This is a genomic window from Marinobacter sp. NFXS11 (assembly GCF_040148675.1).
Lineage (GTDB): Bacteria > Pseudomonadota > Gammaproteobacteria > Pseudomonadales > Oleiphilaceae > Marinobacter.
In genome coordinates this window covers 1,491,245-1,512,774 of record NZ_JAGDDV010000001.1, presented here as the reverse complement: position 1 = coordinate 1,512,774, position 21,530 = coordinate 1,491,245, and the positions used below count along the sequence as shown (strand labels likewise).

Annotated in this window: 26 protein-coding genes; 19 read left to right on the top strand and 7 right to left on the bottom strand. The window is 54.4% G+C overall.

Annotated elements, in window-relative coordinates; translation table 11 throughout:
* Positions 1–15 precede the first annotated feature (15 nt).
* Both J3362_RS07100 and J3362_RS07095 read left to right on the top strand, forming a co-directional pair.
* Positions 16–486, top strand: a complete 471-nt coding sequence (locus J3362_RS07100) for a DUF2271 domain-containing protein (protein ID WP_349518846.1) — start codon at positions 16–18, stop codon at positions 484–486.
* A 22-nt stretch (positions 487–508) separates the two neighbouring features.
* Positions 509–2,734: a PepSY domain-containing protein gene (locus J3362_RS07095; protein WP_349518845.1), complete on the top strand. Its 2,226-nt coding sequence runs from the start codon at positions 509–511 to the stop codon at positions 2,732–2,734.
* Positions 2,735–2,825: 91 nt separating this feature from the next.
* Here the strand turns inward: J3362_RS07095 and J3362_RS07090 are convergent, their stop codons facing one another.
* Positions 2,826–3,200, bottom strand: a complete 375-nt coding sequence (locus tag J3362_RS07090) for a hypothetical protein (RefSeq protein ID WP_349518844.1) — start codon at positions 3,198–3,200, stop codon at positions 2,826–2,828.
* Between the two features lie 200 nt (positions 3,201–3,400).
* Here J3362_RS07090 and J3362_RS07085 point away from each other — a divergent pair, with 200 nt between their 5' ends.
* Both J3362_RS07085 and J3362_RS07080 read left to right on the top strand, forming a co-directional pair.
* Entirely contained in the window at positions 3,401–3,823 is a 423-nt protein-coding gene (locus J3362_RS07085; protein WP_349518843.1) for a PAS domain-containing protein, read from the top strand.
* A 261-nt stretch (positions 3,824–4,084) separates the two neighbouring features.
* Positions 4,085–4,495, top strand: a complete 411-nt coding sequence (locus tag J3362_RS07080) for an ACT domain-containing protein (RefSeq protein ID WP_349518842.1) — start codon at positions 4,085–4,087, stop codon at positions 4,493–4,495.
* Positions 4,496–4,535: 40 nt separating this feature from the next.
* Here J3362_RS07080 and J3362_RS07075 read toward each other — a convergent pair whose 3' ends face one another.
* On the bottom strand, positions 4,536–5,852 hold the full coding sequence (locus J3362_RS07075; protein ID WP_349518841.1) for an MFS transporter: 1,317 nt from the start codon (positions 5,850–5,852) through the stop codon (positions 4,536–4,538).
* Positions 5,853–5,997: 145 nt separating this feature from the next.
* On the opposite strand from J3362_RS07075, the gene cyoA reads away from it, so the two are divergent.
* The 7 genes from cyoA to J3362_RS07040 are packed head-to-tail and all read left to right on the top strand — an operon-like array spanning position 5,998 to position 12,624.
* On the top strand, positions 5,998–6,909 hold the full coding sequence (cyoA, locus tag J3362_RS07070; RefSeq protein WP_349518840.1) for a ubiquinol oxidase subunit II: 912 nt from the start codon (positions 5,998–6,000) through the stop codon (positions 6,907–6,909).
* A 2-nt stretch (positions 6,910–6,911) separates the two neighbouring features.
* Complete coding sequence (gene cyoB, locus J3362_RS07065) at positions 6,912–8,915, top strand: cytochrome o ubiquinol oxidase subunit I (RefSeq protein WP_349518839.1); 2,004 nt, start codon at positions 6,912–6,914, stop codon at positions 8,913–8,915.
* A 1-nt stretch (position 8,916) separates the two neighbouring features.
* Positions 8,917–9,540, top strand: a complete 624-nt coding sequence (gene cyoC / locus J3362_RS07060; protein WP_502882411.1) for a cytochrome o ubiquinol oxidase subunit III — start codon at positions 8,917–8,919, stop codon at positions 9,538–9,540.
* Positions 9,540–9,881, top strand: a complete 342-nt coding sequence (gene cyoD, locus J3362_RS07055; RefSeq protein ID WP_349518838.1) for a cytochrome o ubiquinol oxidase subunit IV — start codon at positions 9,540–9,542, stop codon at positions 9,879–9,881. The genes cyoC and cyoD overlap by 1 nt, the downstream gene beginning before the upstream one ends.
* Positions 9,882–9,905: 24 nt before the next feature.
* On the top strand, positions 9,906–10,727 hold the full coding sequence (locus tag J3362_RS07050; protein WP_349518837.1) for an SURF1 family protein: 822 nt from the start codon (positions 9,906–9,908) through the stop codon (positions 10,725–10,727).
* 36 nt (positions 10,728–10,763) lie between these two features.
* On the top strand, positions 10,764–12,047 hold the full coding sequence (locus J3362_RS07045; RefSeq protein WP_349518836.1) for an ATP-binding protein: 1,284 nt from the start codon (positions 10,764–10,766) through the stop codon (positions 12,045–12,047).
* A gap of 40 nt (positions 12,048–12,087) precedes the next feature.
* The gene (locus tag J3362_RS07040; RefSeq protein WP_349518834.1) at positions 12,088–12,624 is read left to right on the top strand and encodes a response regulator transcription factor; all 537 of its coding nucleotides are present in this window, start codon (positions 12,088–12,090) and stop codon (positions 12,622–12,624) included.
* Positions 12,625–12,715: 91 nt separating this feature from the next.
* Here J3362_RS07040 and J3362_RS07035 read toward each other — a convergent pair whose 3' ends face one another.
* Complete coding sequence (locus tag J3362_RS07035; RefSeq protein WP_349518833.1) at positions 12,716–12,850, bottom strand: hypothetical protein; 135 nt, start codon at positions 12,848–12,850, stop codon at positions 12,716–12,718.
* 222 nt (positions 12,851–13,072) lie between these two features.
* Positions 13,073–13,678 (bottom strand): LysE family translocator, encoded by a 606-nt coding sequence (locus J3362_RS07030; RefSeq protein WP_349518832.1) that lies wholly within the window; start codon positions 13,676–13,678, stop codon positions 13,073–13,075.
* A 115-nt stretch (positions 13,679–13,793) separates the two neighbouring features.
* Here J3362_RS07030 and J3362_RS07025 point away from each other — a divergent pair, with 115 nt between their 5' ends.
* Positions 13,794–14,657 carry a LysR family transcriptional regulator gene (locus tag J3362_RS07025; protein ID WP_349518831.1) on the top strand — a complete coding sequence of 288 codons (864 nt, stop codon included), beginning with the start codon at positions 13,794–13,796 and terminating at the stop codon, positions 14,655–14,657.
* Positions 14,658–14,786: 129 nt separating this feature from the next.
* Here the strand turns inward: J3362_RS07025 and J3362_RS07020 are convergent, their stop codons facing one another.
* The gene (locus J3362_RS07020; protein ID WP_349518830.1) at positions 14,787–14,948 is read right to left on the bottom strand and encodes a hypothetical protein; all 162 of its coding nucleotides are present in this window, start codon (positions 14,946–14,948) and stop codon (positions 14,787–14,789) included.
* Between the two features lie 151 nt (positions 14,949–15,099).
* Between J3362_RS07020 and J3362_RS07015 the strand changes: the two genes are divergently transcribed.
* The 3 genes from J3362_RS07015 (at position 15,100) to J3362_RS07005 (ending at position 17,750) form a co-directional block, all read left to right on the top strand.
* The gene (locus J3362_RS07015) at positions 15,100–16,101 is read left to right on the top strand and encodes an AraC family transcriptional regulator (protein ID WP_349518829.1); all 1,002 of its coding nucleotides are present in this window, start codon (positions 15,100–15,102) and stop codon (positions 16,099–16,101) included.
* 111 nt (positions 16,102–16,212) lie between these two features.
* A complete protein-coding gene (locus J3362_RS07010; protein WP_349518828.1) occupies positions 16,213–17,055 on the top strand; it encodes an NmrA family NAD(P)-binding protein in 843 nt (280 codons plus the stop codon).
* Positions 17,056–17,180: 125 nt separating this feature from the next.
* Positions 17,181–17,750 (top strand): pyridoxamine 5'-phosphate oxidase family protein, encoded by a 570-nt coding sequence (locus J3362_RS07005; RefSeq protein ID WP_349518826.1) that lies wholly within the window; start codon positions 17,181–17,183, stop codon positions 17,748–17,750.
* 7 nt (positions 17,751–17,757) lie between these two features.
* Here J3362_RS07005 and J3362_RS07000 read toward each other — a convergent pair whose 3' ends face one another.
* Positions 17,758–18,222 carry a MarR family winged helix-turn-helix transcriptional regulator gene (locus J3362_RS07000; RefSeq protein WP_349518825.1) on the bottom strand — a complete coding sequence of 155 codons (465 nt, stop codon included), beginning with the start codon at positions 18,220–18,222 and terminating at the stop codon, positions 17,758–17,760.
* 184 nt (positions 18,223–18,406) lie between these two features.
* On the opposite strand from J3362_RS07000, the gene J3362_RS06995 reads away from it, so the two are divergent.
* Complete coding sequence (locus tag J3362_RS06995) at positions 18,407–19,387, top strand: LysR family transcriptional regulator (protein WP_349518824.1); 981 nt, start codon at positions 18,407–18,409, stop codon at positions 19,385–19,387.
* A 76-nt stretch (positions 19,388–19,463) separates the two neighbouring features.
* On the top strand, positions 19,464–19,634 hold the full coding sequence (locus J3362_RS06990; protein ID WP_349518823.1) for a hypothetical protein: 171 nt from the start codon (positions 19,464–19,466) through the stop codon (positions 19,632–19,634).
* 76 nt (positions 19,635–19,710) lie between these two features.
* Here J3362_RS06990 and J3362_RS06985 read toward each other — a convergent pair whose 3' ends face one another.
* Positions 19,711–20,580 (bottom strand): AraC family transcriptional regulator, encoded by an 870-nt coding sequence (locus J3362_RS06985; protein ID WP_349518822.1) that lies wholly within the window; start codon positions 20,578–20,580, stop codon positions 19,711–19,713.
* A gap of 109 nt (positions 20,581–20,689) precedes the next feature.
* Here J3362_RS06985 and J3362_RS06980 point away from each other — a divergent pair, with 109 nt between their 5' ends.
* Both J3362_RS06980 and J3362_RS06975 read left to right on the top strand, forming a co-directional pair.
* Positions 20,690–21,160: a YHS domain-containing (seleno)protein gene (locus J3362_RS06980; RefSeq protein WP_349518820.1), complete on the top strand. Its 471-nt coding sequence runs from the start codon at positions 20,690–20,692 to the stop codon at positions 21,158–21,160.
* Positions 21,161–21,244: 84 nt separating this feature from the next.
* A complete protein-coding gene (locus J3362_RS06975) occupies positions 21,245–21,529 on the top strand; it encodes a BufA1 family periplasmic bufferin-type metallophore (protein WP_349518819.1) in 285 nt (94 codons plus the stop codon).
* The last annotated feature ends 1 nt before the right edge of the window (position 21,530 follow it).

The window sequence follows — 21,530 nt, the reverse complement described above, 5'->3', positions numbered from 1 at the left end:
TACCGGAGACACGATATGAAAAAAATCCTTTTTGCTCTGGGCCTGGCGATCGCAGTTTCTGTGCCCGCCCTTGCCCAGGCCCGTGAAGTGACGTTCACGACCGAATTACTTAACTATGGCGGCGATGGTGCCTACCTGGCGCTTTACCTCACAGATGCTTCCGGGAAATATCACGGAACCCTCTGGGTCGCAGGGAAAAAATCCAAGTACTACAAGCATCTGAGTGGCTGGGCACGTGGCAGCAGGCTGAATTCCGCAGAGTACGACGGCCTGACCGGAGCCAGTGTAACCAGTGGACGAACCCTGAAAATTACCCTGAATCTGGATGATGCCCTGATCGACAACGGCTACGAAATCCGTGTCGACACTGCCGTTGAAGATATGCGGGATAATCGGGCGGATGTCGCCGTTCCATTGACCGCCGACGGATCCGGTAAACCGGTCACCGGGCGTGGTTATGTTCGCTCATTTCGCTACGACTTTTAACGGACTGGCAGGAGCTTAGGCGATGTTACGTAAATTGCACGGTTTGCCGGGCCTGCTCGCAGCTTTGTTCATGATGACACTTGCCGTCACCGGCGCGGTTCTGGCCTTGGTGCCCGCAATGGATAGGGCAGCTGCGGTAATCCCGGCTGCCGGCGAAGTGAGCGTAGCGGAGCTGGCAGGACGGGTGGTGGAACACTACCCGGGAACCGAACAGATTGTGCGCGGGCTTTCAGGGGAAGTGATCGTTTATTACAGCCGTGACGGCCAGCCCGGTGCGGATCTGGTCAATCCTTTAACCGGCGAAGGCGTTGCACCCTACGAGCCATCGGCTTTTTTCATCTGGATCAAGGACCTTCATCGCTCGTTTCTGCTGGATAACACCGGGCGGGCGCTGGCCGGAGTGATGGCCGCAGTGATGGTACTGCTATGTATCTCGGGAATTCTGCTGCTGGTCCGTCGCACCGGTGGCTGGAAGGCACTGTTCCGGCCGTTGGTTGGTAGCGGCGGTAAACGAATCCACGCCGAGCTGGCACGGTTTGCCGTTCTCGGCTTGTTGTTGTCGGCATTGACCGGAAGCTATATGTCGGCGCAGCGCTTTGGTTTGCTGCCCGGAACGTCCGAAATCGGGCCAACCTTTCCTGCTGAAGTATCTGGTGGGCAACCGGCTTCCGTGGACACCCTGAGCGCACTTTCTCAGGTTGATCTCACTGCACTGCGCGAACTGGTGTTTCCCTATCCTGATGACCCGCAGGATGTCTATTCCCTGACAACCAGCGGTGGGTCCGGATTTGTTGATCAGGCTACCGGTGAGCTGCTGAAGTATCAGCCTCGCTCTGAAGGTAGCGTATTCCAGCAATGGATCGTCAGTTTGCACACCGGCGAGGGCCTGTGGTGGCTCGGCCTCATTCTTGGAGTCGCTTCTCTGACGGTACCGGTGCTCTCGGTGACGGGGATAACAATCTGGTGGCAGCGTCGCCGGGCATCAGGGCAGGTTGCCGACAATGCTGATATCTCTCAGGCGGATACTATTATCCTCGTTGGCTCCGAAGGCAATAGCACCTGGGGGTTTGCCCAGGCACTCCACGTCAGTCTGACCAAGGCGGGGTTTCGGGTGCATTGTAGCGAGATGAACGCGTTGCCTGACCAATATCCGCAAGCCTCCATGGTTTTCGTGCTGACCTCGACGTACGGCGACGGCGATGCTCCGGCGTCAGCCAATCGGTTTATGGCGAAACTTCGTGATTTCCGGGGCGACAAGAGGCTGAAATTCGTTGTGCTGGGCTTTGGTGACCGACAGTTCCCGAACTTCTGTCAGTTTGCATTGGACGTGGATGCGGCGCTCGCCAGCAAAGGATTGAGCCGCCTGCAGCCCACAGAGCTCGTTGATCGGTGTTCCGCTTCGCACTTCAGGGAGTGGGGAGGCAAGGTCGGTAAACTTATCGGGGCGCCTCTTGAGCTGACCTACGATCCGTTGCCGCCTTCCACGGTAGAGCTTGAGCTGATAGAGCGAGCAGATTATGGGGTCGCAGTGCAGGCACCTACCAGTATCCTGCGTTTCAAGGCGGCGGAGCCGGAACGGCGCTGTTGGCCGAAGTTTCTTCCCCGATTGGGCAAGAGTCTACCACCATTCGAGGCGGGTGATTTGCTGGGAGTCATGCCTCCTGATGGGCAAGCACCGCGGTTCTACTCTCTGGCATCCTCTGCCACAGAAGGGGTATTGGAGATATGCGTCCGCAAGCAGCCAAATGGTCTGTGCTCCGGATATTTGCACGACTTAAGATCAGGGGACCGTATTGATGGCTTTATTCGCCATAATCCCGGGTTTCGGCCCGCCACTGGAAATACCCCGGTCATCCTGATCGGAGCCGGTGCCGGGATTGGTCCATTGACCGGTTTTATCAGGAAAAATACCGAGCTCAATCCAATGTATCTTTATTGGGGAGGGCGCAGTTCGCAATCTGATTTTCTGTATCAACCCGAGCTGGGGCGATACCTTGAGGACCAAAGGCTGACCGGGTTGAATACAGCGTTCTCTCGGTCTGATGAACGCGCTTATGTTCAGGATAAGCTCAGGCAGGATGAAACGGCTGTACGCCAGATGGTCAAGGCGGGGGCTCAGATCCTCGTCTGCGGTGGCAGGGATATGGCGGCTGGGGTAACACAGGTTATTGAAGAGATTCTCAAGCCCTTGGCAATCGATGTGCAGACGCTCAGAGACGAGGGGCGGTATCTGGAGGATGTTTACTGATGCACACCCATCGCCACGGAATATGACCCGGAAGACGGTTCTGTAGTGCTCCACTGACCTTTGGAATCAGTGGAGCGCCGACTCTTGAACCTTACTTGACGGTATTGCCCTGAATCAGCATACCGTTGCCCTTGATAACGCCATCCTGGCGAAGCACCATGGATGGCCCATCGATGCTGACCGCGTAGCAAGTGGGCTCCTGACCATAGGCAAAGCACATTTCGCCCTTTTTGGTTGTCCACTCGCCTTTGTAGTCCACGCCATGAATGGTCCCGTCCGGAGCATAGTACTCGTTAAAGCCGGAGTTCGGTTCAAGCATGCTGCCCTGGTATGAGTGATCGCTGACCGCTTGGGCAATCTCTTCAGCGCTGAGTGTTTCCGATGCGCTAACCGCACTTACGCCTAGTAGCCCAGCTGCCGCAAATGCGATGGGTACTGCAATGGTCTGTCTTGCGCTGCGATTCATAGTGATGTCCTTGTTGTCTTCGGAATTAGAAGTGCGAGTTAAAGCGTACGCGCTGTGCACTCGTAGGGATCTGTTTCCTGGCTGAGGTCCTTCTTGATCTGATCCGGTCGAGGGCGGCAACGTAAGGTTGTGGGATGCGACAGCAAATACTTTGCTCCCCTGTGACGACGAATAGACCTTGGAGACAGGAGCCTTACTCGATGGCGTTTTACAACCGAAAGAAACTGGAATTACAGGAAGCGCTCGCAAAGCTTGAGGCTGCCAAAAGCCGCGTTCAGGAGCTGGAATCGGATTTCCAGGCTGTCGAGAAGGCCATGGCGGTTCTTGTTATGACGCAGGATGGCATTATCGAGCGGGCGAACCACAGGTTCCTGGAGATGGTCGGTTATCAGCCAGAGGCTCTGATTGGTCAGCACCATCGGGTTCTTTGCACCAGCGACTATGCGAAAAGCGAAGACTACATCCGGTTCTGGCGAGAGTTGGTTACTGGCAATGTGAAGCAGGGCAGTTTTGCATTCGTTCACGCTGATGGGAATGAAGTCTTGTTCGAGGCTCGCTACGCGCCGGTGAAGGGAGAGCAGGGCGTGGCTACGCGAGTCATTGCACTTATAAGCGAATCATAAGGAAGCAGTTTATTGATAATTAGGTCCGGGTGCTTTCGCCCTTCGGCAGAGTTACCATGATCGAGGATCCGGATTCTCTGGACTTCATGAGGGTAAAACCCAAGAGTCTGTCGTTGGAAGGCTTCTGAGTTTTCGAGAGCGGTCAAATCGCCCGCCTCGAACTGGCTGCGACAACAAGAAAACGATTATTTTGCTTTGTAAGTCGTCAGAAAATGCTAAGTTCTTGTTATCCACATGACCTTCTTATAAAGGATAGTAGAGATGATGCGGACTGAGTTTCTTCAGGAATTGATCAAGCAGCTCTCGCCCAAACTGGATGCAACAACCTACGTCTACTGCACGGTTCCCAAGGCCAGGTATGGCGAACTGGAACACCTTAACCCGATTGTCAGCATTGCCGAACTGGAAGGTCTGACACTGGTAATTCCTCTTGAGCAGGCAAAAGCCGAGGGCCTGGACTACTACAGAATCTTCCGGCGCATCACTCTCGAAGGGCATTCCAGCCTTGAAGCGTTGGGCCTGACATCGGTGGTAACAAGCCTGCTGGCCGAACGGGGCATTACCACGAACGTTATTGCAGGGTTTTATCATGACCACATGTTTGTGCCCAGCGATCGAACCGATGAGGCCATGAAAGCCCTTAGGGAGCTTGCCAGCCAACCTGGCGGCTGACCCTTGTTGACGATGCTCGGCGGGGATTCGAACCTGCCGGTTACCTGTCCCGCGAATAGGTTGCCTTATTGAAGCCAAGAACCACCAGTGTGCTGACGGCACCGGAAAGCAGATAGAGCGTCACTGAGGTGACGCCGAACTGTACCGACAGGCCCAATGCAACCAATGGTGCAAACGCAGCGCCCAGCAACCATGCCATGTCCGACGTCAAGGCGGCTCCGGTGTACCGGAAACGCGTCTCAAAGTTGGCGGTGACGGCGCCGGAAGCCTGCCCATAGGAAAGCCCGAGTAGTACAAAGCCGATAGTGATGAACAGATTCTCGCCCAACTCGCCGCCTCCCAGTAGGGTCGGGATGAACAGACTGAATACGGCTATCAGCACGGAAAGGGAACCGAGCATGGTGCGCCGACCAATACGGTCAGCCAGCACACCTGAAAGAATAACCCCCGCGATTGCAAAGCCCGCCCCGATGATCTCGATCATGAGAATGTCAGTGATGGCCCTGTCAGAATAAAGGCTCAGCCAGGATAACGGGAAAACGGTCACCAGATGGAACAGTGCATAGCTGGCCAGCGTTGCCAGGGCGCCGATCAGGACGACCCGCCCCTGATGACTCATCAGTTCTCCGACTCTGGATGGCTGAAGCTCTCTTTCATCGAGCAATTGGGCGTAGTCGTCAGTGGCAACCAGTCGCAGGCGCGCGAACAGGGCGACCACGTTGATGGCGAAGGCCGCGAAGAAAGGATATCGCCAGGCCCATTCAAAAAAGTCTTTTTCCGACACGCTGGACAGCATGTAGGCAAACAAACTGGCTGCGACGATAAAGCCGACCGGAGTTCCCAATTGGCCAATCATTGCGTACCAGCCTTTTCGGTTGGCGGGTGCATTCAGGGCCAGCAGCGAAGGCAGCCCGTCCCAGGTGCCCCCGAGCGCAACCCCCTGGCCCAGCCGGAACAGTGCCAGCAATACGATGGCGTAGAAACCGATGTCGTTGTAGGTTGGCAAAAAGGCAATTCCAGCAGTGGTGGTGCCCAGCGCAAACAACGCCAGTGTGAGCTTGGCCTCGCGCCCAAAGCGTTCCTGCAACCTCATGAACATGACGGTGCCAAAGGGCCTGGCGATGAATGCCAGCGAAAAAATCGCAAAGGAGTAAAGGCTGCCGACAAGCTGCGTCTCGAATGGAAAGAACAAAGCCGGGAATACCAGCACAGACGCGATGGCGTACACGAAGAAGTCGAAATACTCCGACGCCCGCCCGATGCTCACACCCACAGCGATTTCACCGGGTGTGATCGGTGCCTGATGACCGGCGGTGTTGGCAGGCCGGGCCTGGCTGTGACTCTGGGTAGTCGTCATGGTCGTCGTGCCTCAAACAGAACGTATCAACTACCAGTGTAAGACGGTTTCCACGGATAAGGTATTGGACAACATGTCCAATCGCGAGGGCGATTTCCGGTCGCCATAATGGGCAATCCCTTATCTCGATACCGGATTTGCTTGCATGCTTTTTCCACGATTCCGACACGGATTAACACTTCTTCCGCTGGCTTTGCTCGGCGGGTGTGACATGGTCGTCATGGATCCCTCGGGGGACATTGCCGCTCAGCAGGCGGACCTCATCATCGTCTCCACGCTTCTGATGCTGATTGTGATTGTGCCGGTGATCCTTCTGACGTTCTTCTTCGCCTGGCGCTATCGGCAGAACAACAAGGACGCAACCTACGACCCGGAGTGGGACCATTCCGCCAAACTGGAACTGGTGATCTGGGGTGTGCCACTGCTAATAATCATGGCGCTGGGTCTGGTTACCTGGATCAGCACCCATAAGCTGGATCCCTACCGACCTCTCGACCGGATCGACACGAACCGGCCCCTGGCGGCAGATCATGAACCATTAACTGTTGAGGTGGTATCGCTCGACTGGAAGTGGCTGTTCATTTACCCAGAGCAGGGTGTGGCGTCAGTCAACGAGCTGGTAACGCCCGTTGATGTACCCATCCGCTTCCATATCACGTCGTCGTTCACCATGAACTCCTTTTACATCCCAGCCTTGGCGGGCCAGATCTACGCCATGGGCGGCATGCAAACGACGCTAAACGCGGTCATTAACGAACCCGGGGTCTATGAGGGCTTCTCTGCCAATTACAGCGGAGCGGGATTCTCAGATATGCGTTTCAAGTACCTCGGCGTGCCGGACGATGAATTTCAGGCTTGGGTCGACAAGGCAAAACAACAAGGCAGCATCCTTGACCGCCCGGAGTATCTGAAACTGGCCAAACCCAGCTCCGACGAACCGGTCAGTTACTACAGCACAGTGGCACCGGATCTTTACCACGCCATCCTGAACCGGTGCGTTGTCGAGGGGAAAATGTGCATGGACGAGATGATCACCCGAACTGACTCAAGAGACTGAGAATGCAGGATAAAACAGATCTGACAAGTTTGCTTTTCGGTCGGCTTTCATTGGAGTCGATCCCTTACCATGAACCCATACTGGTTGTCACCTTTATCGTCGCCGCACTGGCAGGCCTGGCGGTGGCAGGTTTCGTCACCTACAAAAAGTTCTGGGGCACATTGTGGCGTGACTGGATAACCAGTATCGACCACAAGAAAATCGGCATCATGTACATCATTCTGGCCTTCGTTATGCTCCTGAGGGGCTTCAGTGATGCCATGATGATGCGCCTGCAGCAGGCGATAGCCTTCAGTGGGTCCGAAGGCTATCTGCCGCCAGAGCACTACGACCAGCTGTTTACGGTCCACGGCGTGATCATGATTTTCTTTGTCGCCATGCCATTGATCGTCGGCATTATGAACTACATTGTGCCGCTGCAACTGGGCACCCGTGATGTCGCGTTTCCATTCCTGAACAACTTCAGTTTCTGGATGACCGCCGCCGGCGCAGGCCTGACCATGGTTTCGCTGTTTATCGGCGAGTATGGCAAAACCGGCTGGCTGGCCTTTCCTCCACTTTCTGGCATACAGGGCAGTCCCGGTGTCGGCGTCGACTACTACATATGGTCGTTACAGATAGCCGGGGTGGGGACCCTGTTATCGGGGGTCAATTTTACGGTAACGATCATCAAGAACCGCGCGCCCGGCATGACGCTCATGAAAATGCCCATATTTACCTGGACAGCGTTGTGCACAAACATCCTTATTGTTGCCGCCTTTCCAATCCTGACCGTAGTGCTGGCCATGCTCTCAATGGACCGGATGCTGGGAACTCATTTCTTTACCAACGATATGGGCGGCAACATGATGATGTATGTCAACCTGATCTGGATCTGGGGCCACCCGGAAGTCTACATCCTGATTCTGCCTGCCTTCGGCGTGTTTTCTGAAGTGGTTGCTACGTTCAGTGGCAAACGCCTGTTCGGTTACACCTCCATGGTGTACGCCACCATCGTGATCACTTTGTTGTCTTACCTGGTATGGCTGCATCACTTCTTCACCATGGGGGCAGGGGCCAGCGTGAATTCCTTCTTCGGGATTACCACGATGATCATTTCCATCCCCACCGGGGCCAAGCTGTTCAACTGGCTGTTTACCATGTATCGCGGCCGTATCCGCTTCGAGCTGCCCATGATGTGGACGATCTCGTTCATGGTGACCTTTACCATCGGCGGCATGACCGGCGTTCTGCTGGCCGTGCCACCCGCTGACTTTGTATTGCACAACAGTCTGTTCCTGGTTGCCCATTTCCACAACGTCATCATCGGTGGCGTGCTGTTCGGGATGTTCGCCGCCATTAACTACTGGTTTCCAAAAGCGTTCGGCTACAAGCTCGATGAATACTGGGGCAAGTGGTCATTCTGGCTCTGGACGGTAGGCTTTTACGTGGCCTTCATGCCGCTCTACGTTCTGGGCCTGATGGGGGTCACCCGGCGCATGAATCACTTTGATGATCCGTCGCTGCAGATCTGGTTCGTGATTGCAGCGTTCGGCGCTCTGCTTATTCTTGGAGGCATTATCGCTTCTATTATCCAGTTTGTGGTCAGCTATCGTCGCCGCGATCAGCTCCGCGACGTCACCGGTGATATCTGGAATGGCCGCACACTGGAGTGGTCCACGTCATCACCACCCCCACAGTACAACTTTGCCTTTACTCCGGTTGTCTATGACAACGATGCCTGGACCGACATGAAGAAGCACGGGTTTGAGCGCCCGAGAGACGGCTTTCTGCCTATCCATATGCCGAAAAACACGGCAGCTGGCTTCGTGCTGGCGATGCTCAGTGCCGTGTGTGGTTTCGGATTGGTCTGGCACATGTGGCCACTGGCAGGCGCGTCCTTTATCGCCCTTGTGGCCGGGGTCATCATTCATACCTTTAATTACAACCGTGACTACCACATCCCGGCGGAAGACGTTACCCGGGCTGAGGACGAACGGTCACAACTACTGGATAGGTACGCCTGATATGACCACGAACGCGACCGATGCCAATTCAATGCTGCCAAGCTCCCATTTTTATGTGCGGGAACACCACCCTGAGCAGGGAACGCTGCTGGGCTTCTGGCTCTACCTGATGAGCGACTGCCTGCTGTTTGCGGGTCTGTTTGCGACCTATGCCGTGCTGGGCAACAGCTACGCCGGCGGCCCAACCGGGGCCGAGATCTTCGAGCTGCCCCTGGTCGCTGTGAACACAGGCTTTCTGCTGATTTCGTCCATCACCTATGGCTTTGCGATGCTGCAGATGCAGCTTGAACGGGTCAAAGGCACGCTCTTCTGGCTGGCGATTACCGGCCTCTTCGGTGCCGCCTTTATCGGCCTGGAACTCTTTGAGTTTACGCACCTTATCCACGAAGGGTACGGACCTCAGCGCAGTGGCTTTCTGACCGCGTTTTTCTCACTGGTGGGAACCCACGGCCTGCACGTTAGTGTCGGCATCATCTGGCTGATTGTTCTCATGATTCAGGTCAAGCGTTATGGCCTGACAACGGAGAACGGCCGACGCCTGATGTGCCTGTCTATGTTCTGGCACTTCCTTGACGTGGTCTGGATCGGCGTCTTTACCTTCGTCTATCTGATGGGAGTTCTGTAATGAGCGAACATAACACGCATCCTGACCACGGCAGCTTCAAGAGCTATATGACGGGCTTCGTGCTATCCGTGATCCTGACGGCAATTCCGTTCTGGCTGGTTATGGCCAACGTTATTGAAAGCGCGGGCCTTACCGCATTGATCATACTGGCTTTTGCCGCGGTGCAGATTTTCGTGCACATGATTTACTTTCTACACATGAGCCCGAAATCAGAAGGTGGCTGGAACCTGCTCGCTCTGGTATTCACACTTATCCTGGTGTTTATTGCCCTGGCAGGCTCCATCTGGGTTATGTACAACCTTAATATCAACATGATGCCCGGCCTCATGTCTGATGCCTGAGCCGGTCATGGAACTGCAGCGATCGTGAAAGGCAAACCGTTTCACGCCGACACCAGAACGTCGACTTACGACACCGCACGGCAGCCTCGCTCCTTGGCCTTTATGGTTGTCTGGGGACTGATTGCAATCCTGGCCTTCAGCGGGTTTCTGGCGCTGGGCGTCTGGCAGGTGCAACGGCTGGACTGGAAGCAGAAGCTGATAGAGCGGGTCAACCAGCGGGTCGAAGCGCCCGCATCGGCTGCTCCCGGCCCTGATGACTGGCCCGCAATCAATGAGCAGGACGATGCCTACACCCATGTTCAGGTAACGGGGCGGCTACTGTATAAAAAAACCACCCCGGTACAGGCGTCGACCGAATTGGGGCAGGGCTTCTGGCTGATGACGCCATTGCAGCAAGCCGACGGTCATCTGGTGATGATCAATCGGGGATTCGTGACAGAGCTTACCGGTGGCAACGCAGCAGGGCAGTCGGACACAAAACCGGTTACCGTGACCGGCCTGCTGAGGCTCAGCGAAAGCGGGGGCGGCGTCTTGCGGGACAATGATCCAGGCAATAATCGCTGGTATTCCCGTGACCTACAGGCGATTGCCAACGCCCGGGGTTTGCCTGCGGCCAGGGTCGCACCGTACTTTATCGACGCCGACGCCCGGGGAAAGCCACGGGCACCTCATTCCCTGAAACAGGTCTATCGTGAACCCGTCGGCGGCCTTACGGTGATTTCGTTCTACAATCATCATCTGCAATACGCTCTTACCTGGTTTACACTGGCCCTGATGGTCGCAGCGGGCACATTCTGGTTTGCCCGCGAAGAGCGGCTGGTGCGCAAGCAGCATCAATACTCCTGAACCAAACCCTGAATACAAAGCCTGAGAGAGACCAATTTGATAGCACAATGGCACCAGGCGATCAGCAGCGCCGGTCGCCACAAGAACATGCAATTGCTGATTCAACTACGCTGGATCGCCGTGCTGGGGCAGATTACGATCATTGGCGTAGTCAGCCTGCATTTTGGGTATGAGCTGCCACTGACGCCAATGCTCCTGGTCATTGCCCTGCTGGCTTTGTTTAATGTCGTCAGCTTCTGGCGGGTGCGGTGGCGACGTTCGGTTACCAACAGGGCCCTTTTCCTGGCCTTGTTGGTGGATTTCAGTGGCCTGACCGCGCTTCTGTATCTGAGTGGAGGCATCACCAACCCATTCGCTTTTTTGTTTCTGCTCCAGGTTATCCTCAGCGCTGTGCTACTGGAAGTGTGGGCGACCTGGATTATCGTTGGCCTCACCAGTACCAGCCTTGCCGTAATGGCATTCTATTATGTGCCGCTGGCACCTCCGACCAGCAGCCCCGGTAAGTTTTCCGGTCCTTACCTCGAAGGTCTTCTGATCAGCTTTACCCTGAACGCCATTCTGGTGGCCTACGTTATTACCCGGATCATTGGCAATCTTCGTTCAGGCGATGCCCAACTGGCGGACTTGAAACAGCGGGCCGCTGAAGAGGAACATATTGTCCGGATGGGGTTGTTGGCCTCTGGAGCGGCCCACGAGTTGGGCACGCCACTGGCCACCCTTTCGGTTATTCTCGGGGACTGGCGACGGATGCCGGAGCTTGTCGGAGAAACCGAGATGCAGGACGAAATCGAGGAAATGCAGACCCAACTCCAACGATGTAAAAGCATCGTCAGCGGAATTTTGCTATCCGCAGGCGAAACGCGCGGCGAGTCGTCCACAAAAACCACCCTAGACGATTTTTTGCAGGATCTGGTGGACGAATGGCAGGAAATACGATCGATTGAGACGTTTCAGTATCACAATCGTATCACCCAGAACTGCTCAGTGGTTTTCGATACGGCACTGAAACAGATGATATGGAATGTACTTGATAATGCTCTGGAAGCGTCTCCAAAGTGGGTGAGGGTGGAAGCTCGTCGGGATTCAGATAATCTGCAGTTGGAGATTTCGGACCGGGGGCCGGGCTTCCCGCCGGAGATGTTGGCGGAATTCGGTAAGCCCTACCAATCGAGCAAAGGCAAACCAGGTGGTGGCCTGGGACTTTTCCTCAGCGTTAATGTTGCTCGCAGACTGGGCGGCACCGTGACGGCGTTTAATAAATCTGAAGGGGGCGCCAGTGTTACGCTGACGTTACCACTGTCGGCAATAGCCTCTGAATAAAGGACTCGATGCAGCACTTTTCAGAAAGGAAGGAACATTGATGTCAGCAACGCGTTTGCTGTTGTTAATAGAAGACGACGAGGCACTTGCCCGTACTCTGACGCGCTCCTTCAGGCGGCGCCATTATGAGGTTGTGGTCGCCGCAACCTATGATGAGGCGGCCGCGCTGCTGGAGACCTGCTCTCCCGGCTATGCGGTAGTCGATCTGAAGCTGAAGGGCAGTTCGTCCGGGCTGGAGTGCGTGCAGTTGCTCCACAAACATGACCCGGAGATGTTGATTGTGGTGCTGACAGGCTTTGCCAGCATCAATACTGCAGTCGAAGCGGTCAAACTCGGCGCCTGCCACTATCTTGCCAAACCCTCAGACACCGATGATATTGAAGCAGCCTTTGAACACGTGGCGGGCAGCACCAGCCTGAAAATGACCAACCGTGTCACGTCCATCAAAACAATGGAATGGGAGAAGATTCACCAGGTGCTGGCAGAAACAGATTTTAACATCTCCGAAACCGCTCGCCGACTCGGCATGCACCGCCGCACTCTGGCCCGCAAACTGGAAAAGAGGCCGGTCAAGTAACCTTAGATGCCGGAAGAGCGCCGAATTCTCGCCAAAACATCAATCTGGCCGTGCTGAGGGACAAACCGGTGGCATCGAGGCTAAAAGAGAATTATGAGCCGGTAAGACTATCTCGGTTTTGCTTTTGAAACATTTCAGTTTTTCCGGCTGCATATGTCAGCGCTACCGCCAGGGTGAAAAATGCCGCCAAGCCGCCAAAGAGAGTAATTACAGGAACAATGTTCATAGGATTGAAACCTCCAGTAGGACTAATTGCGGCCTGTCGTCTGTTGTCAGCGTTCTGGGCCTGAACATCAGCGATGTCTGACCCCGATCTTTGCACGACAGGTTATGTGCAAGCTCACTATTAGTCTACGACGAAGAGGCTGTGATGGGCGTAGGCAGAAACCATTATTACGGGTATGCAAATACCCTTAGGCGAGCGCCACTCGTCCGTAGCCTGCCGAATTCACCGAAACGGCAGCGCCGCTCCGAAAATCATGAAAAATCCCCCGCACAGTTTGTTGAACCGTTGACCCATGCGGGCCAGCCACGGCCTGACTCGATGGGCGGCTAAAGCGACAGCGAACTCGACCAGGAACTCGGTGGTCGCGTAGGTGAGGGCGATCACGACAGTCTGTATGAACAGGTTGCGCGTTGGGTCCAGAAACGGTGGAATAAAGGCTGTAAACAGCAGTAACGCTTTTGGATTTGATATCGCCGCCAGTAATCCCTGACGAAACAACTGACCATTGCTGCCACTGACCATGCCCGTAACGTCGATGCTCATGGGGGCAGCCCGCCACAGACTGATTCCAAGCCAGATCAGGTATAAACCGCCCAGTATCTTCAGAAATGTGAACAACGAGACTGATGCCTGAATCACCGCTCCCAGCCCAAGGGCACACAAAGAAAGCATGGCAATCAGCCCGAGTACTCCGCCTGAAATCGTGAAGAGCGCTTTGCGTTGGCCGTGGAGTGCACCGTGGGTCAGAACCAGCAAGGCATTAGGGCCCGGTACAACAGAGATACCGAAGCAAGTCAGCAAGTACAGCAGCCAGATCTGCAGATCCATATTGATTTCCTTGGGCTAGGAGGCGCGTTGAGAAGGGATTATCCGACTTGCAAAGCCTCTTTTAAAACGTATATTTATAGACGCTTCTATTCGAAAAACGAATGAACGGTTCGTCATGGTGCCCAGGGATCTTCAAATCGATTGGTTAAAGTGTTTTGTTGCTGTGGTCGATTCCGGATCGCTCTCGAATGCTGCCTTGGAGGTCAATCGCTCTCAATCCGCAGTGAGCATGCAACTTAAAAAGCTCGAAAGCGCTCTCGACCGTACCTTGCTCACTCGCAGCCCCCATCATCTGCAACTCACCAGTGATGGCCAGAAGCTACTGGGTTATGCACGCAGAATGCTCTCCCTGCACGCTGAAACTCAGGCAGCATTCTATTCATCGCTTACAGGACGAATCCGGCTAGGTGTTGCCGAGGACTACGCTGCGCCTTATCTGACACCGGCGCTCCGGCGCTTTACTCAGAACCATACCGGGATAGAGATTGAACTTGATTGCGAGCAATCGACCGGCCTGATTCCACGAGTCACAGAGGGTGAACTGGATCTGGCCTTGATCTCGAGAGACAGTGCCCGCCAGGGCCCGGTACTCTTCCGTGAACCGATGATGTGGGTAGGGTCTCCGCAGTTCGAGCTCTGGCGCCGCGATCCGCTGCCCATAGCTTCATATGAGACTGAGAGCCTGGCTCGCCGCAACGCAGTGAACTCCCTGGCACTGCAAGGGCGTCGTTATAAGGTGGTCTACAACAGCTCCAGCCTGGCGGGCCAGATCGCTGCCGTTGAAAGCGGGCTTGCTGTGGCGGCGTTGACCCGTTGCTGCATTCCCGAATCTTTACAGATACTGGGCGAGCACCACAATCTTGGTCCTTTGGAACCCATGGAGGTTTCTCTTTACCGAAGCCAGGCTTCACGAGGGCTGAAAGCGGTGGATTTGCTCAGGCAGTTTCTTAGCAAAGTGGACGACCACAGAAAGTGCTAAATCTCTGAAACGAAAAATCAGCAGGTTGCGGCACGAATTCCACGCAAAGTGCTAAACAGACTTAAAGTAAATTCTAGAATAGCGAGCGTATTCCAGTTTCCACACAAAGTACTAAATTCGGCGTCCAGCTCAGTAATGGGGGTTTTTGGGGTAGAAACGGTTCAGGCGACCCACGTACTCGTCCTGGTGGCAAGGTTTGAACGTCAGCAATCTGCCGGTCAGCCGACCTTGGGTTTTCAGGACTGTGGACCTGGAATCGGCCAAGAGCGGTCCCTCGGTGAAGTTGCTCATTGCAGACTTTTATCCTGCGGTAAGCTTAAGGACCTTGGCGGATGGACGTCGATAAGTGAGGTGCCCAATTTGTCGGCCTGGTAGTACGCGGCTACCTCGCCACTCTGGAAGAAGTTGCGCAACCGACCGAATATAGATTATCTATATCGCCATGGCTCAAATAACGTCACTGTATGTCTATAAGGTCGTCAGTCAGGCGAGCCCAGGCGTCGAAACGCGGGACTTGATACGCAAACTTGGCCTTGCCGTGGACGGCCCCATCGATCCAACTCAGATGGTGTCTTCATCGGAGTACTACGACTTTTTTGCTGAACTGGTTGATCGAGATCCCAACGGCCTTTTATTGCCGTTGAGGATCGGCGCTGCCATGCGATGCGACGAGTACGGCGCTTTCGGCCTGGCCTGGAAATCCGCGCCGACCTTGCGCGGCTCATTCACAAGGGCAGAGCGGTACGGGCATGTTCTGGGCAGTGCAGAAACGTATTCGCTTGAGGAAACGACACAGGGATTCCTATTCAACCTTGAAAAAGCAGGGGATGGTTGTCCCGGCATGCTGCTATCTAATGAAGCCAGCATGTCGGCGGTATATACCATCAGCAAAGAAGTCAGCTCCTCAGATTTCATTCCTTTTGCCATTTATTTCAAGCATGCGCCGAGAGGCGATACCAGAGTTTACGAGAATCATTTCGGTTGCCCGGTCCATTTTGAGACGGGACGAGATGCGGTGCTTGTAAGTAAAGAAAGCATCGAAACTCCCAACAGACTGGGTGATGAATCCATTGCCCAGTTTTTTGACCGCCATCTTGAACAGCAACTGAATTCGCTTAAGGGCGACATTGACCTGCAACAACAAGTTCGGCGTGCTGTCGCTAACGTGCTGAGCGAAGGGGTACCGAAGCTGTCACGGATTGCGTCCGAACTGAATATGGGCGCACGGACACTGCAAAGAAGACTGTCAGAGCAGGGTTATTCCTTTCAAAACGTTGTCGACATGGCGCAAAAGGATCTCGCGCTGAGATTGCTTCGGGAAACAGACTACAGCCTTGCCGAGGTGGCCTTCCTGACGGGGTTTGCGGACCAGAGTGGGTTCACGAGGGCTTTCAAGCGCTGGGCGGGGCAGACCCCACGATCCTATCGACTCTCGAAGCGTTGACGCTCGGTTTGAAGTTGTCGCCCTCCGCACAAACTTTGACATGCTGAGGCAATAACAAGCGACGTTGTTTCACGAAAATAGACTTGCACTTACATCAAAGGGAGCAAGTCAATGAAACCATCCAACCAGGCACATCAAACAATTCTTGTCGTAGGCGGTACTGGAAAAACCGGCAAACGCGTCGTTGATCAGCTGAAAGACAGCGGTTATGAGGTTCGAGTTGGATCCCGCTCAGCCATCCCGCCTTTTGATTGGGGCAACGAAAAAAGCTGGGACCCGTGCCTCACCGGTGTAACTTCAGCCTATATCACGTACTCACCAGATCTGGCCATGCCCGGCGCAACCGACGCTATTCAGGCGTTTGTCAGCCTGGCCAAACGACGCGGAGTGAAGCGGCTCGTCCTGTTGTCCGGGCGTGGCGAATCCGAGGCACAAGCCTGCGAAGATATTGTTCGGGAATCCGGCCTCGAATGGACAATCGTCCGCGCAAGCTGGTTCAACCAGAACTTCTCTGAGGGCGCATTCATCGACATGGTGTTGAATGGTGCCATCACTCTGCCAGCAGGTGACCAGGTCGAGCCTTTCGTGGATGTCGATGACATCGCCGATGTGGCTTTCGCTGCGCTGACTCAGGACAATCACAGCGGGCAGATCTATGAAGTGACGGGGCCAAGATTGATGACCTTCGCGGATGTGGCCAACGATCTATCCCGCGCGACCGGCCGCGAGATTTCATTCATCGATTTACCTCACAACGGCTTTATCGCTGAGATGGAGAACTCTGGAGCGCCGGAGAATGTGGTCTGGATGCTGGATTATCTTTTCGCAACGGTTTTTGACGGCCGCAATGCCCATTTGGCCGATGGTGTTCAGCAGGCACTTGGTCGCCGACCGAAAGACTTTGCTGTGTTCGCAGATGAAGTGGCGAAGACCGGTATCTGGGAAGGACGCTGAAGTCGGCTACAGAATTTGAATATGAGGCTGTTTAAAAATAAAGGCGACGCGATGTAACACTTGAGCCGGCCGGGTTACTGATAACTAATAGGAAGACAGGTTTCAGAGAATCTTAGGAGCCCATCATGGCGCACAAGTTTGCGGAAATCGCTTTTACCCGGACCGTTAAGCAGGTTCAGGAGGAGATGGGCAGCCGGTCGGGTTACTCATCCATTGAGACCGGCCCAGACCGAAATCATCTGCTCAGGGACCGGGAGCGCAGCTTCATTGAAGCTCGTGACAGCTTCTACATTGCCAGCGTCAGTGAGACAGGCTGGCCCTACATCCAGCATCGGGGTGGGCCAGCCGGTTTTTTGAAGGTAATAAACCAGTCGACCATCGGATTCGCGGATTACTCAGGCAACCGTCAGTACGTCACAACGGGGAACGTGTTGAACAATGACCGCGTGGCGCTGTTCCTGATGGACTATCCGAACCGTAGAAGACTGAAACTCCTTGGACGGATGTCGCTTGTGGGTCCCGACCAGTCGTCGATTCTCGACGACCTGCAGGACGACAGCTATGAAGCAAAGGTAGAGAAGGGCATGGTCATTCGGGTCGAAGCCTTTGACTGGAATTGTCCGCAACATATAACCCCCCGCTACAGTGAGGCAGAGGTCGAAGCCCTGCTTGAGGTTATGCGCGACGGAGCTTGAACCGATATCAAAGGGTAGACTGGAGTTTACTGCTGTAGCGTCGGAGTTTGCCCACGGTTTCTGACCAGTCATCTGCCCCTACCATATCGGTGAACTCACCGTGGGCTTCCTTCCATCGCGCCAAGGCCTGCTGGTAAATTTCTTCGCCTTCCGGTGTCAGCGAAAGGCCCAGTGAGCGCTTATGGCCGGTTGGCTGGGACTGCAGCAAGCCCTTGGCAATCAGCTTTTCGACCGTTCGCTGGAGTGATGTCCGCTCCATGCCGAGAAGCTCGGCCAGCTCGTTAATGGAATTTGGGGGCGACAGCTTAATGGCATTGAGAATTGAGAACTGGGTAATCCTGAGGCCGGTATCGGAAAGGTGATGGTTGTAGTGACGGGTTACCAGCCTGGAAAAAACACGGGAGTAGAGCGCCGCGCAGGTTCTGGCAACGTCAATAGGCGTTGTTTCCTGATCAAATGACTGCTTAGACATGATGGGCTCCCGCTTCCTGAAGTGTATATGCATTATGCTAGGTTGTAACCCGGGCAATGTCCAGCCAATCAAGCTCATGGAGTTGACGGAAATCTCGTGTAGTTCCAGTAACAGATAGGCCTCCAGGACGTCTGTGCAGTAAGGATCACTCTTTTACGTCCTCATCAAACACGAGGGAGGCACCATGAAAAACCAGGAACTCAACCTATTACACGTGTTCAGCGCCATCATGACGGAAGGCTCGATTACACGAGCGGCGGATCGCCTCGGCATGACCCAACCGGCAGTTTCGAATGTTGTTTCCCGAATGCGAACGGCCTGGAAAGATCCTCTGTTTGTGAAGCGGGGACGGCATGTAGAACCGACGTCGTATGCCCAAAGTCTTTGGGACCAGATCCGCAATCCCCTGTACGAACTGTCCAATGCGGTAAATTCCACCCGCTTCACACCGAGCGAATCCCGCAGGACGTTCAGGGTAGCTGTCACTGATTTGATACTCGAGATGGTCTGGCAACCGCTGGTCTCCGAGTTGCAGCAAAGTGCGCCGGGTATTGATCTGCATGCGGTGCCTTTCTCGCCCGCCACCGCAGCGAACCATCTGCGCGAAGCGAGTGTCGATTTCGTGATCGGCTTTTTCGAGCAACATGATCACAGCCTGAGAAGCCTTTGGTTGTTCGACACTGGTTATGTGTTGGCCATGAGAAGCGGCCATGATCTGAGCGGTCAGCCAGTGGACCTTGATTCGTTTCTGAATGCTCAACATCTGCTGGCAACTATGTCGGGTGAGGCTCACGGTGTTGTCGACGATACGCTCCACAGGCGGGGCCTGGAGAGACGGGTAGCGGTGACGGTGAACCACTTTTCTGCGGTCCCGAATCTGCTCAGGAACTCTGATCTGGTTGCAACGATTCCGGAAGTTATTACCGGAGACTGCGAATTCTGCGCTGGTATTTCGATAACCAATCTGCCAATTGAGGTGGAGCCGACCAGTCTCTATCTCGCATGGCATACCCGCCACGACCGGGATCCTGGCATTATCTGGATTCGGAGCGTGATCGAACGAGTTGCCAAGGAGTGTTGGGCAAAAGCGATGGCCGCCAGAGAGCTTGATTGCGGCCCACTGACGGTTATTGAACCTGGTTTAGACAATCGGCCCATTAACTAGAACGCCTGTCCATTTGTGCGCCTGCTCCAGTGGTTACTATTTCTCTCGTAGACATCAACCACTGGAGAAACCCATCATGAAAAACGTAACTGCCAAAGCACTGCTTTTTGTTTCCATCGCCCTGATTGCCGCTTCCGCCAGCGCGTCTCTGGCGGACCGCAAGTCAGACATCGACGATTACAGCCACTCCGTGAGCAGCCCATACAGCGGCCAAAAGGTAATCCGCGGGCAGGTTGTTCTGAAGTAAAACGTTGTACAAATGCTTTACCAAAAAAAAGGGGCAAGGATTCAGAATCCTTGCCCCTTTTTCATTGCAATAGCTATCAGGCCACGTTGGCGTTTTCCTCAACTACTGTGTTCTCAGCTTCGGCGGCTGTCGCGTTCAGCTTCTTCCATTCCCTCGGCGTCATTCCGGTGTTCTTTTTGAATGCCCGAGAAAAGCCTGATGCGTCCTCATATCCCACCTCGAAACAGATAATCGACATCGGCTTGTCTCTCAGGATAAGTTTCTTGGCTGAAGATATCCGGGCGTTTTGAACATATTCCCCGGGTGCCAGTCCAAGCACGTTTTTAAAATGTTGAATGAATGTTGATCTAGACATCATCGCAATCTCAGCCAACCTTTCTACGGAAAGATCCCCATTCAGGTTTCGGTCAACCCAGCTAAGTACCTTGCTCAGTTGTTTGTCTGCCAGGGCCGACAAGACACCTTTCGATGTATCTCCTTCCGAAACAATGTGCCGAAGTACATTCACAAAGATGACTTCCACCAGGCGGTTCATGACAGCATCGCGTCCCTCTTGCGCCTCTTCCGCTTCAGTGAATAGAACGTCCACAAAGGAGCCGAGACCCTGAACCGACGAAAGTGGAAGCACTACAGAGGATGGAAGTGCCTCTACGACTGGGTTTCGGGACCCGGTCTGAAACTTGATTGAAGCACAGATCATTTCTGCACCTTCGCGGTTACCACCGAAAAGCTGGTGCGGCTCAGAGCGCACCGAAAAGATCATGGTCGGTTCCTTTAACGTTATCTTCTCCCTGTTAGCTGTCGTGATGTCGAGCACTCCTGAACGGAGTACATGAATGTAGCCGGTTCCTTCCTCCTCAAAGGAGGCCAGCCCGCAGAGCTGGCCCCGAAAGAATACGCCTGCGTTCACATTAAGTTGGTCGAGAATGTAAGAAAGCCTGTCCATAAGCACTCCAGATAATTGGCATAGAAGTTTGAACGATCGTACGCATTCAGTACCGCTCGAAGCCTTATTGTTTCAAACGTAGTCATCATTCATTCAAAGGAGATACCCAATGACTCGTTTCAAGAAACTTCGTGCCTTCGTTGCTATTGCCTCCATGAGCGCCGCTTTTGGTGCTTTTGCTGCCGATATCGACATGAACGCCAATGCCAATGATGTCGCCATCAGCGGCTACGATCCGGTTGCTTACTTTTCCGATTCAGAAGCCACCATGGGTTCTGCGGAATACACAGCGACCTACAAGAACGCAATCTACCACTTCTCCAATGCAGAGAATCGTGATCTGTTCCGTGCTGACCCCAGTGCCTATGCGCCCCAGTACGGTGGTTACTGCGCGTTTGGCGTAACCATGGAGAAGAAGTTCGACGTTGATCCCGAAGCCTGGCGAATCGTCGATAACAAGCTTTACCTGAACCTGAACAAAGATGTTCAGAAGCGCTGGCTCACTGATGTACCTGGCTTCATCGCCAATGCCAACGACATCTGGCCCGAGATCAAAACTGTGGAAGCAGCCGAGCTGTAATCCTCTGCGAATGATATGAGCAAGTCCCAGGGTCCTTGGCGTTTTCGGTCAGGGACCCTGAAACAAACTTTGAAGGTGATCGATATGAACCAAAAGCTTCTTTTCAGCGCGGCACTGGCCGCGGCCTTGGCCGGTGCCATGTCTGCTCCCCTGGCTCACGCAGGCGGCAAGGAAAAGTGTTACGGCATCTCACCGGTTGGCGGGAACGACTGTGCGAACCTTGCGGGAACGCACTCCTGTGCAGGGCAGTCCAAAGTCGCCAACGACCCGGGTGAGTACAAGATTGTCGAGAAGGGCACTTGTGAGGATCTGGGTGGCTTTGACAAGGAAACGGCCCTGACAATCATTGCTGAGAAAAGCAAAGGTTAAG